Source organism: Neisseria sp. GT4A_CT1, from assembly GCF_000227275.1.
Taxonomy (GTDB): Bacteria; Pseudomonadota; Gammaproteobacteria; order Burkholderiales; family Neisseriaceae; genus Neisseria.
In genome coordinates, this window is the sequence record NZ_JH164964.1 from 98,058 (window position 1) to 110,059 (window position 12,002).

12 protein-coding genes are annotated in these 12,002 nt (G+C 52.8%); 11 read left to right on the top strand and 1 reads right to left on the bottom strand.

Going from position 1 to position 12,002, the window contains the following annotated elements:
- Positions 1–51: 51 nt before the first annotated feature.
- On the bottom strand, positions 52–1,914 hold the full coding sequence (locus HMPREF1028_RS00445) for an RNB domain-containing ribonuclease (protein ID WP_009310867.1): 1,863 nt from the start codon (positions 1,912–1,914) through the stop codon (positions 52–54).
- Between the two features lie 350 nt (positions 1,915–2,264).
- Between HMPREF1028_RS00445 and HMPREF1028_RS00450 the strand changes: the two genes are divergently transcribed.
- The 11 genes from HMPREF1028_RS00450 to nuoI all read left to right on the top strand — a co-directional run bounded on the left by HMPREF1028_RS00450 (position 2,265) and on the right by nuoI (position 11,993).
- Positions 2,265–2,621, top strand: coding sequence for an NADH-quinone oxidoreductase subunit A (locus tag HMPREF1028_RS00450; protein ID WP_003741940.1), 357 nt, complete (start codon positions 2,265–2,267; stop codon positions 2,619–2,621).
- Positions 2,612–3,094, top strand: a complete 483-nt coding sequence (locus HMPREF1028_RS00455) for an NADH-quinone oxidoreductase subunit B (protein ID WP_003677002.1) — start codon at positions 2,612–2,614, stop codon at positions 3,092–3,094. Before HMPREF1028_RS00450 ends, HMPREF1028_RS00455 begins: the two co-directional genes overlap by 10 nt.
- Positions 3,095–3,106: 12 nt before the next feature.
- A complete protein-coding gene (locus HMPREF1028_RS00460; RefSeq protein ID WP_009310868.1) occupies positions 3,107–3,700 on the top strand; it encodes an NADH-quinone oxidoreductase subunit C in 594 nt (197 codons plus the stop codon).
- A complete protein-coding gene (gene nuoD, locus HMPREF1028_RS00465) occupies positions 3,690–4,946 on the top strand; it encodes an NADH dehydrogenase (quinone) subunit D (protein WP_009310869.1) in 1,257 nt (418 codons plus the stop codon). Before HMPREF1028_RS00460 ends, nuoD begins: the two co-directional genes overlap by 11 nt.
- The gene (gene nuoE, locus HMPREF1028_RS00470) at positions 4,946–5,419 is read left to right on the top strand and encodes an NADH-quinone oxidoreductase subunit NuoE (RefSeq protein WP_009310870.1); all 474 of its coding nucleotides are present in this window, start codon (positions 4,946–4,948) and stop codon (positions 5,417–5,419) included. The genes nuoD and nuoE overlap by 1 nt, the downstream gene beginning before the upstream one ends.
- A gap of 57 nt (positions 5,420–5,476) precedes the next feature.
- Entirely contained in the window at positions 5,477–6,778 is a 1,302-nt protein-coding gene (gene nuoF, locus HMPREF1028_RS00475; protein WP_009310871.1) for an NADH-quinone oxidoreductase subunit NuoF, read from the top strand.
- Complete coding sequence (locus HMPREF1028_RS00480) at positions 6,778–7,215, top strand: hypothetical protein (RefSeq protein ID WP_036528821.1); 438 nt, start codon at positions 6,778–6,780, stop codon at positions 7,213–7,215. Before nuoF ends, HMPREF1028_RS00480 begins: the two co-directional genes overlap by 1 nt.
- A gap of 242 nt (positions 7,216–7,457) precedes the next feature.
- Positions 7,458–7,769 carry a GIY-YIG nuclease family protein gene (locus HMPREF1028_RS00485; protein WP_009310872.1) on the top strand — a complete coding sequence of 104 codons (312 nt, stop codon included), beginning with the start codon at positions 7,458–7,460 and terminating at the stop codon, positions 7,767–7,769.
- Positions 7,770–8,093: 324 nt separating this feature from the next.
- On the top strand, positions 8,094–10,355 hold the full coding sequence (nuoG, locus tag HMPREF1028_RS00490; protein WP_009310873.1) for an NADH-quinone oxidoreductase subunit NuoG: 2,262 nt from the start codon (positions 8,094–8,096) through the stop codon (positions 10,353–10,355).
- A gap of 2 nt (positions 10,356–10,357) precedes the next feature.
- Complete coding sequence (gene nuoH / locus HMPREF1028_RS00495; RefSeq protein WP_002218648.1) at positions 10,358–11,434, top strand: NADH-quinone oxidoreductase subunit NuoH; 1,077 nt, start codon at positions 10,358–10,360, stop codon at positions 11,432–11,434.
- Between the two features lie 79 nt (positions 11,435–11,513).
- Positions 11,514–11,993 (top strand): NADH-quinone oxidoreductase subunit NuoI, encoded by a 480-nt coding sequence (gene nuoI / locus HMPREF1028_RS00500; protein WP_002216341.1) that lies wholly within the window; start codon positions 11,514–11,516, stop codon positions 11,991–11,993.
- Positions 11,994–12,002: the final 9 nt, after the last annotated feature.

Sequence of the window (12,002 nt, forward strand, 5' to 3'; positions counted from 1 at the left end):
TGAAAACCTATATTTCAGGTTTTCAGACGACCTTTTTTCATGACGGTAAACTTACGCAACCGCAGGAGCGACAGCTTTTACATAGTTCAGCGCGATAAACTGCTTTTCGGGGTCAAGCTCGGTGATTTTGAGCAGGACTTGCGTTTTAGGCAGCGCGTCAAACGGGATGCCGGTGGCGCGCGTTACTAGAGGCAGGTCTTCGATGCGGACGAGGTCTTCTTTGAGGATGGTCGCGGTCAGCTCGCTTGTGCCTTGCTGTTGTAGGTACACGAGGCTCCAGTAGGCTTCCATCTGCCGTTGGAAGTCGGCGTAGGCGGTGTAGGCGGTGTCGAAGTCGCGCAGGGCGGCGAAGAGTTCGGCATCGCTTTGCTGGAAAAGCGGCTCGGCGGAGTCGTCTATCAGGCTGAGAAGTTGTTTTTGGTTGATGTAGTCGGCGGCGCGGCGCAGCGGCGAGGTGAACCAGCCGTAATGCTGTACGCCCATGCCGATGTGCGGCTCGGATTTGGTGCTCATGCGCACTTTTCCGGCGGGTTGGACGCGGAAGAGGCCGGGTAGGTCGTTGTCATGGAGCATCTGCGCCCAAGTGCTGTTGGCGAGTATCATCATTTCGCTGACCAGCATGTCGATGGGCGAACCGCGTTCGCGGCGGACGACGGAGACTTTGCTTTCTTCATCCAATTCGATGCTGTAATCGTATTGCGGCGCGCGGTCGGGTTCGTATTTGCCGCGTGCTTTTTGCAGGGCGACGGCGAATTGATAGAACCAAATTAGGTCTTGATGATGGGCGAACATCATTTCGCCGGCTTCGTCCAAGCCTGTTTCGGCGTTGAAATGCGGCTCGATGGTTTGGATGCGCAGGTTTTCGGCGATGTTGACGGCTTCGATTTTGCAGGTCGGCTCGCCGACGTTGAATTCGCTGTCCACATCAAAATAAATGCTGACGGCAGGACGATGCGCGCCCGCATCAAGACTGAACGCGGCAATCCAGTTTTCGGGCAGCATGGTGATTTTGCCGCCAGGAAAATAGACCGTGCTCAAGCGTTCCATGATGTTTTTTTCCATTTTGTCGCCTTGTTTAATGGCGAGCGACGGCGCGGCGATATGGATGCCGACGCGCTTCGTGCCGTTGCCCAAATCTGTCAGGCTTAAAGCGTCGTCCACTTCGGTGGTTGATTCGTCGTCGATGGAAAAGGCGGTAACGTCAGCCTTGGGCAGATCGGGCATTTCGGGTAGGGGGAAGCTGGGGAAATCCGTGCCTTTGGGGAAGTATTTGATTTCAAACCCGTCTTGCAGATATTGGGGAATGGACGTAATGCCGCCCGTCTTTTTCGCCAATTCGTAGGCGGAGGTTTTCAGCGCGTCGGCGGCTTTGGTAAAGGCTTTGTAGGTCAGCGACTGCTTATCGGGCGCGTGCAGGATGATTTTCAAATCCGCCGCAATTTCAGACGGCATCTCGCCGCGTTTCAAGGCTTCCGCCCAAGCGTCGATTTGCGCGTCTTGTTGTTTTTTGCGTTCGATGGCGGCAAGCGCTTGTTTCAAAGTTTCTTCGGGCGCGGCTTTGAACACGCCTTTGGCTTTTTTGTAGAAATACATCGGCGCGGCGTACAGCGCAATCAAGGTCGCCGCCAGCTCGGTTTTGGTCGGCGCATGACCGTAATATTCTTCGGCGATGGCTTCGGCGGAAAATTCTTCTTCGCCGCATACTTCCCACAATAAATCGGTGTCGATGTCCGCCGCCTGCGCTTGCGCGTTCTCCAAAAACGCCGCCATATCGCCGTCGAACTCGGCAAAGACGTTGTTCGCCTTCACTTTGGTGCGCTTGCCGTGTTGGGTATCGACTTGGTAGGTGGCGTCGTTTTTTTGGACGATGGCGGCGACTTTGAATTGGCCGGACTCTTCGTAAAAGATATTCATGTATTGCTGCTGTCAGGTTGAAGTGGGAAACGGACGATTTTAGCAGATTCTTGTTGATAAAGACGGACAAAAGGTCGTCTGAAAAGCGAATCTGGTTTATTGGAAGGGTTTGTTGTGTTTAGGGTTGGCGGTGGGTGATGCATTTTGTGTCCAATTTTATTGGCGTTGATATGGGCAAAGGAATGAAGTTGGGTTGTTATAAAACACAAATAAGAATCGTTATCATAAACTTATTGAATTTATTAAGATTTTTTTGCAGGTTTGCCGACATTTACCTTTTAATGGATTTTGAAATTCGATAAAATAGCAGGATATTAAGATTTGTCTGTCAACCAGTTAGGCATAAACCCATGTTGGCCAGTTACTTTCCCGTCCTAGTATTCATCCTCGTCGGCCTCGCGGCCGGCGTGCTGTTTATCCTGCTCGGCACGATTTTAGGTCCGAAACACCACTACGCCGAAAAAGACGCGGCTTACGAATGCGGTTTCGAAGCCTTTGAAAACGCCAGGATGAAGTTTGACGTACGTTATTATCTCGTCGCCATCCTGTTCATCCTCTTTGATTTGGAGGTTGCGTTTATGCTGCCGTGGGCGGTGGTGTTCAAAGATTTGGGCGCATACGGCTTCTGGTCTATGCTGGTGTTTATCGTCGTTCTGACGGTAGGCTTTGTTTACGAATGGAAAAAAGGTGCGCTGGAATGGGAATAGAAGGCGTTTTGAAAAAAGGTTTCATCACCACCAGCGCGGATACGGTGCTGAACTATATGCGTACCGGTTCGCTGTGGCCGGTTACTTTCGGCTTGGCCTGCTGCGCCGTGGAAATGATGCACGCAGGTATGGCGCGTTACGACCTTGACCGTTTCGGCATTATTTTCCGTCCGTCTCCCCGTCAGGCAGACCTGATGATTGTGGCGGGTACGCTGACCAATAAAATGGCGCCCGCCCTGCGCCGCGTGTACGACCAGCTCGCCGAGCCGCGTTGGGTATTGTCTATGGGTTCGTGTGCCAACGGCGGCGGCTATTATCACTATTCTTATTCCGTCGTGCGCGGTGCCGACCGTGTCGTGCCGGTAGACGTTTATGTGCCGGGTTGTCCGCCGACTGCGGAAGCCCTGATTTACGGCCTGATGCAGCTACAACAAAAAATCAAGCGCACTTCCACCATCGCGCGGGACGAGTAAGGGGAGGACGATATGGCAAGCATTCAAAACTTATACGATACCGTCAGCCGCGTTTTGGGCAATCAGGCAAGCAAAGTCATTTCCGCTTTGGGCGAGATTACCGTCGAGTGTCTGCCCGAACACTATATTTCAATCATGACCGCGCTGCGCGACCATGAAGAACTGCATTTCGAGCTTTTGGTTGATTTATGCGGCGTCGATTACAGCACTTACAAAAACGAAGCATGGCAGGGCAAACGCTTCGCCGTTGTCAGCCAGCTTCTTTCTGTTAAAAACAATCAGCGCATCCGCGTGCGCGTCTGGGTTTCAGACGACGATTTCCCCGTGGTCGAATCCGTGGTTCCCGTTTACAACAGCGCGGATTGGTACGAGCGCGAAGCCTTCGATTTGTACGGCATCATGTTCAACAACCATCCCGACCTGCGCCGCATCCTGACCGATTACGGCTTCGTCGGACATCCTTTCCGCAAAGACTTCCCGATTTCCGGCTATGTGGAAATGCGTTACGACGAAGAGCAAAAACGCGTGATTTACCAACCCGTTACCATCGAGCCGCGCGAAATCACGCCGCGTATCGTCCGTGAGGAGAACTACGGTGGCCAATAAATTAAGAAACTACACCATCAACTTCGGCCCGCAACACCCTGCGGCGCACGGCGTATTGCGTATGATTTTGGAATTGGATGGCGAACAAATCGTCCGTGCCGATCCGCATATCGGCCTCTTGCACCGAGGCACCGAAAAACTGGCGGAAACCAAAACCTATCTGCAAGCCCTGCCTTATATGGACAGGTTGGACTACGTTTCCATGATGGTCAACGAGCAGGCGTATTGCTTGGCGGTAGAAAAACTCGCCGGAATTGATGTGCCTATCCGCGCCCAATACATCCGCGTGATGTTCGCCGAAGTAACGCGTATCCTCAATCACTTGATGGGCATCGGTTCGCACGCCTTCGACATCGGCGCGATGACTGCCATCCTCTACGCTTTCCGCGATCGCGAAGAGCTGATGGACTTGTACGAAGCCGTTTCCGGCGCGCGTATGCATGCCGCCTACTTCCGTCCCGGCGGCGTTTACCGCGACCTGCCCGACTTCATGCCCAAATACGAGAGCAGCAAATTCCGCAACGCCAAAGTATTGAAGCAGCTCAACGAATCCCGCGAAGGCACCATGCTCGACTTCATCGACGCCTTCTGCGAACGCTTCCCGAAAAACATCGACACACTCGAAACCCTCCTGACCGACAACCGCATCTGGAAACAACGTACCGTCGGCATCGGCGTCGTCTCCCCCGAGCGCGCCATGCAAAAAGGCTTTACCGGCGTGATGCTGCGCGGTTCGGGCGTGGAATGGGACGTACGTAAGAAACAGCCGTATGAAGTGTACGACCAAATGGATTTCGATATTCCCGTCGGCGTCAACGGCGACTGTTACGACCGCTACCTCTGCCGCATGGAGGAAATGCGCCAATCCGTACGCATCATCAAACAATGTGCCGACTGGCTGCGCGTCAATCCCGGCCCGGTCATTACCACAAACCACAAATTCGCCCCGCCCAAGCGCACCGAAATGAAAACAGGTATGGAAGACCTGATTCACCATTTCAAACTCTTTACCGAAGGGATGCACGTTCCCGAGGGCGAGACTTACACCGCTGTCGAACACCCGAAAGGCGAGTTCGGCGTTTACATCATTTCAGACGGCGCGAACAAACCCTACCGCCTGAAAATCCGCGCACCCGGCTTCGCCCATCTGCAAGGCATGGACGAAATGGCAAAAGGCCACATGCTCGCCGATGTCGTTGCCATTATCGGTACGCAGGACATCGTATTCGGGGAGGTTGACCGATAATGTTATCCGCAGAATCCTTAAAACAAATCGACATTGAGTTGGCGAAATATCCCGCCGACCAACGCCGTTCCGCCATCATGGGCGCGTTGCGTATCGCCCAAGCCGAAAAAGGCTGGCTCTCCCCCGAAACCATCGCCTTTGTTGCCGACTACATCGGCATCACGCCGGCGCAGGCATACGAAGTCGCCACTTTCTACAATATGTACGACCTCGAGCCGGTCGGCAAATACAAACTGACCGTCTGCACCAACCTTCCCTGCGCCCTGCGCGGCGGCATGGATACCGGCGAATACCTGAAGAAAAAACTCGGTATCGGCTACGGCGAAACCACGCCCGACGGCAAATTCACCCTCGTCGAAGGCGAATGCATGGGCGCATGCGGCGACGCCCCCGTTATGCTGGTCAACAACCACAGCATGTGCAGCTTTATGACCGAAGAGGCGATTGAGAAGAAACTTGCCGAACTGAAATAAAAGGCCGTCTGAAAACAACGGCTGCAACCGATACGAAAACGAACAGGCACACCAAAAATGACTATTTACCAATCAGGCGTGATTTTTGACCAAGTGGATACCGCCAATCCCGATTGCTGGACATTGGACGAATACGTCAAACGTGGCGGCTATACCGCCCTGCGTAAAATCCTGTCCGAAAACATCTCGCAAACCGATGTGATTGACGAAGTCAAAACCTCCGGTTTGCGCGGTCGTGGCGGTGCGGGCTTCCCGACCGGTTTGAAATGGAGCTTTATGCCCCGTTCCTTCCCGGGCGAAAAATATGTGGTTTGTAATACCGACGAAGGCGAGCCGGGTACATTTAAAGACCGTGACATCATTATGTTCAATCCCCATGCTCTGATTGAAGGCATGATTATTGCCGGTTATGCGATGGGTGCGAAAGCCGGCTACAACTATATCCACGGCGAAATTTTCGAAGGCTACCAACGCTTTGAAGCCGCTTTGGAGCAGGCACGTGCCGCAGGCTTTTTGGGTAAAAATATTTTGGGTTCGGATTTTGAATTTGAACTCTTCGCCCACCACGGCTACGGCGCATATATTTGCGGCGAAGAAACCGCATTGCTCGAATCGTTGGAAGGCAAAAAAGGCCAGCCGCGCTTCAAACCGCCGTTCCCCGCCTCGTTCGGCCTGTACGGCAAGCCGACCACCATCAACAATACCGAAACCTTCGCTTCCGTGCCGTTTATCGTCCGCGACGGCGGTCAGGCGTTTGCCGACAAAGGTATTCCGAATGCCGGCGGTACTAAACTGTTCTGCATCTCCGGCCATGTCGAACGTCCGGGTAACTATGAAGTGCCGTTAGGCACGCCGTTTGCCGAAATCCTGAAAATGGCGGGCGGTATGCGTGGCGGCAAAAAACTCAAAGCCGTTATCCCCGGCGGTTCGTCCGCGCCCGTATTGCCTGCCGACATCATGATGCAGACCAATATGGACTACGACTCGATTTCCAAAGCTGGCTCAATGCTCGGTTCCGGCGCGATTATCGTGATGGACGAAGATGTGTGCATGGTCAAAGCCCTTGAACGCCTGAGCTATTTTTATTACGACGAATCCTGCGGCCAATGCACCCCCTGCCGAGAAGGCACCGGCTGGCTCTACCGCATCGTCCACCGCATCGTAGAAGGCAAAGGCCGCATGGAAGATTTGGATTTGCTGGATTCCGTCGGCAACCAAATGGCAGGCCGCACCATCTGCGCCCTCGCCGACGCCGCCGTCTTCCCCGTCCGCAGCTTTACCAAGCATTTCCGTGAGGAGTTTGTGCATTACATTGAACACGGCGGGCCGATGAAAGAGCATAGGTGGGGAGGGTGGTAATGACGGAAGCTAAAATTTTTATTCTATACGGTGCAGCCAACAAAGGTAAGAGTACGACACTCAATACGCTTTTTAATCAGATTTGTCGGAAATTCTCTAAATTTCTAGTCTTTTTTGAAAGACATGGAAACGGCTTAGATTTTGTTGCAGTATTTGATCATGAAGGTCAGAGGATTGGTTTTTATTCATCTGGTGATAATGAATACGAGGTTAGGAGAAATTTATACAAACTTTATTCGCATAATTGTGATTTTATTTTTGGCACGTCAAGGACACGGGGTGGTAGTTGCGATGCAGTAGGATGTTATGCAGAGTTATTGCATGGCGATGTAAATATAATTAATTGGTGTGAAAAGTTTGAGCCTACAGATGAAGACAATGAGCGTGCTGTTAAAGAGTTATTTAAGTCATTTAAAAATATAATAAATGAGTTATAGTTTTAGTTGGTTTTATATTGGTTAAAAGCAAAATGCTAAAAATTTAACTTTGCCGTCATTCCCGCGTAGGCGGGAATCCATAGTGGAATTTACAGAACCCGATATTTGAAAAGCAGTTGCCGAAATTCAAAAAATGGATTCCCGCCTACGCGGGAATGACGGCGGGAGTAGGCAGATGTTTTCAGATGAAAACGGCTGTAAATGATATTGAAAAAAGTTGTTTATATTGCAGGAAACAATAAATGCGAAACCATCCGCTTGCTAGGCAACCTGCCGTATATATTTTGGCAAACGGTAAAAATGGAACACTCTATATCGGAGTTACCATGAATTTGCCGGAAAGGGTTTGGCAGCACAAAAACCATGTCAATGTTGATGGCTTTACTGCCCGATATGATGTGCATGATGTGGCTTGGTATGAGTTTTTTGAGAATATGCCTGAAGCGGTTGCCAAAGAAAAAGCGATGAAAAAATGGCGACGTGAATGGAAGATTAAACTGATTGAAGAACAAAATCCCGAATGGTTGGATTTATCGGGTGTGTTGTTTGTTTAGTTTTATTTCTGGAACTTTAAAAACTGCCGTCATTCCCGCCCCCGCATACGTGAGGACAGGCTACGGCGCAGGAATCACCGCAAAAGTTAAGAAACCGATGTTTGAAAAACAGTTACCAAAACCCAAGAATGGATTCCCGCCTGCGCGGGAATGACGGCAAGGTGGTGGTGTTTTGACAGCGTTAACTACCAACTAAACTCAGAAGGCCGTCTGAAAATGACGGTCATAGAGCGGAACTCAAATTCAAAAGGCCGTCTGCCCCCCATTTTTCAGACGACCTCCATAAAAGATTATTTATCAAATACCCGTAACTAGGAACGAACCATGTTACAAATCGAAATCGACGGCAAACAGGTATCTGTGGAGCAGGGCGCGACGGTGATTGAGGCCGCGCACAAGCTCGGTACTTATATTCCGCATTTCTGTTACCACAAAAAGCTCTCCATCGCCGCCAACTGCCGTATGTGTCTGGTGGACGTGGAAAAAGCCCCCAAACCGCTGCCCGCCTGCGCCACGCCGGTAACGGACGGCATGATTGTGCGCACGCATTCGGTAAAAGCCCGTGAGGCGCAGGAAGGCGTGATGGAGTTTCTGCTCATCAACCATCCGCTCGACTGTCCGACCTGCGACCAAGGCGGCGAATGCCAGTTGCAGGATTTGGCGGTGGGCTACGGTAAAACCACCAGCCGCTACACTGAAGAAAAACGTTCCGTCGTCGGCAAAGACATGGGGCCTTTGGTCTCCGCCGAGGAAATGAGCCGCTGCATCCACTGCACCCGCTGCGTGCGTTTCACCGAAGAAATAGCCGGTTTGCAGGAAATTGCGATGGCGAATCGCGGCGAACACTCCGAAATCATGCCCTTTATCGGCAAAGCGGTGGAAACCGAGCTGTCGGGCAACGTCATCGATTTGTGCCCCGTCGGCGCGCTGACCAGCAAACCGTTCCGTTTCAACGCGCGTACTTGGGAGCTGAACCGCCGCAAATCCGTTTCCGCCCATGATGCTTTGGGCAGCAACCTGATTGTGCAAACCAAAGACCATACCGTCCGCCGCGTATTGCCGTTGGAAAACGAAGCAATTAACGAATGCTGGCTGTCCGACCGCGACCGTTTCGCCTACGAAGGTCTGTATCACGAAAGCCGTCTGAAAAGCCCGAAAATCAAACAGGGCGGCGAATGGATGGACGTGGATTGGAAAACTGCGCTGGAATATGTCCGCAGCGCGATTGACTGTATCGCCAAAGACGGCAACCAAAACCAAGTCGGCATTTGGGCGAACCCGATGAATACGGTTGAAGAACTGTATTTGGCGAAGAAACTTGCCGACGGCTTGGGCGTTAAAAATTTTGCCACTCGCCTGCGCCAACAGGACAAACGTCTTTCAGACGACCTCAATGGTGCGCAATGGCTGGGACAAAGTATCGAATCGCTGGCGGATAACGAAGCTGTATTGGTGGTCGGTGCGAACCTGCGCAAAGAACAGCCGCTCCTGACTGCCCGCCTGCGCCGTGCCGCCAAAGAGCGCATGGCTTTGAGCGTGTTGGCAAGCAGCAAGGAAGAATTGTTGATGCCGCTTCTGTCTCAAGAAGCCGCACATCCCGACGAGTGGGCAGGTCGTCTGAAAAACCTGTCTGCCGATGCGGAACACGCGATTACCGCGAGCCTGAAAAACGCTGAAAAAGCAGCGGTGATTTTGGGCGCGGAAGTGCAAAACCATCCCGATTACGCCGCAATTTACGCCGCCGCACAAGAGTTGGCGGACGCAACCGGCGCGGTGCTGGGCATTCTGCCGCAAGCTGCCAACAGCGTCGGTGCGGACGTATTGGGCGTGAACTCAGGCGAGAGCGTTGCCGAAATGGCAAACGTGCCGAAACAGGCAGTTTTGCTGCTCAACGTCGAACCGGAAATCGATACGGCGGACGGCGCAAAAGCCGTAGCCGCGTTGAAACAGGCGAAAAGCGTGATGGCGTTTACGCCGTTCGTTAGCGAAACGCTGTTGGACGTGTGCGACGTCTTGCTGCCGATTGCGCCGTTTACCGAAACCTCGGGCAGCTTCATCAATATGGAAGGCCGTCTGCAATCCTTCCACGGCGTCGTTCAAGGCTTCGGCGATTCGCGTCCGCTGTGGAAAGTGTTGCGCGTATTGGGCAACCTGTTTGACCTGCAAGGCTTTGAATACCACGATACCGCCGCGATTCTGAAAGACGCGCTGGACGCGGAAAGCCTGCCGTCCAAACTGAACAACCGCGCCGCTTCGACTCAAAAAGATTTTCAGACGACCTCAAGCCGCCTCGTGCGCGTGGGCGGAGTCGGTATTTATCACACCGATGCCATCGTGCGCCGTTCCGCGCCGCTGCAAGCGACCAGCCATGCCGCCGTGCCTGCCGCGCGTGTGAATCCGAACACTTTGGTGCGCTTAGGCTTGCAAGACGGACAAACCGCCGTCGCCAAACAAAACGGCGCAGGCGTGTCCGTGATGGTCAAAGCCGATGCCGGACTGCCTGAAAACGTGGTGCATCTGCCGCTGCATACCGAAAATGCCGCGCTGGGTGCGTTGATGGACACTATTGAACTGGCGGGAGCTTGATTATGCAGGAATGGTTCCAAAACCTCTTTGCCGCAACGCTCGGTCTGGGCGATTTGGGCATCACCGTGGGCTTGGTGGTATCCGTCATCGTCAAAATTGTGATTATCCTGATTCCGCTGATTCTGACCGTCGCCTACCTGACGTATTTCGAACGTAAAGTCATCGGCTTCATGCAGCTTCGCGTCGGCCCGAACGTAACCGGCCCGTGGGGTCTGATTCAGCCGTTTGCCGACGTGTTCAAACTCTTGTTTAAAGAGGTAACCCGTCCGAAGCTGTCAAACAAAGCCCTGTTCTACATCGGCCCGATTATGTCGCTCGCCCCGTCTTTCGCGGCGTGGGCAGTGATTCCGTTCAACGAAGAATGGGTGCTGACCAATATCAATATCGGCCTTTTGTACATCCTGATGATTACCTCGCTGTCGGTTTACGGCGTGATCATCGCGGGCTGGGCTTCCAACTCCAAATATTCGTTCCTGGGCGCAATGCGTGCTTCCGCGCAAAGCATTTCCTACGAGATTGCTATGAGTGCCGCGCTGGTGTGCGTCGTGATGGTATCGGGCAGCATGAACTTCTCCGACATCGTTGCCGCGCAGGCAAAAGGCATCGCAGGCGGTTCCGTATTCTCGTGGAACTGGCTGCCGCTGTTCCCCATCTTCATCGTCTATCTGATTTCCGCCGTTGCCGAAACCAACCGCGCACCGTTTGACGTGGCAGAGGGCGAGTCTGAAATCGTTGCCGGCCATCACGTCGAATATTCCGGCTTCGCGTTCGCGCTGTTTTTCCTTGCCGAATACATTTTCATGATTCTGATTGCCGCGCTGACATCACTGATGTTCCTCGGCGGCTGGCTGTCCCCATTCCCACAAAGCTGGGGCATTGTCGGTACGCCTTCCGCATTTTGGATGTTCGTGAAAATGGCGGCGGTGCTGTACTGGTATCTGTGGATACGCGCCACCTTCCCGCGCTACCGCTACGACCAAATCATGCGCTTGGGCTGGAAAGTGCTGATTCCGATTGGCTTTGCCTATATCGTGATTTTGGGTGTGTGGATGATTTCGCCGCTGAATTTGTGGAAATAAGTTTCAGACGACGTATCGAGGTCGTCTGAAAACGCAGTTTTGAATATTTAACGGAATCCCTGTTTTGAGGGAACAGAATATGGCTAATTTAGTAAAAACTTTCTTGCTCGGCGAACTCGTCAAAGGTATGGGCGTAACGCTCAAAAACTTTTTCGCGCGCAAAGACACGATTTATTTCCCCGAAGAGAAAACGCCGCAATCCGTGCGTTTCCGCGGTCTGCACGCGCAGCGCCGTTATCCGAACGGTGAGGAACGCTGTATCGCGTGCAAATTGTGCGAGGCGGTGTGTCCGGCAATGGCAATCAACATCGAATCGGAAGAACGCGAAGACGGTACGCGCCGCACCAAGCGTTACGACATCGACCTGACCAAGTGCATCTTTTGCGGCTTCTGCGAAGAAGCGTGTCCGACCGATGCGATTGTGGAAACCCATATTTTTGAATACCACGGCGAGAAAAAAGGCGACTTGCACATGACCAAGCCGATTCTCTTGGCAATCGGCGACAAATACGAAGCCGAAATCGCCAAACGCAAAGCCGCTGACGCGCCGTACCGTTAAGGAGCAGAC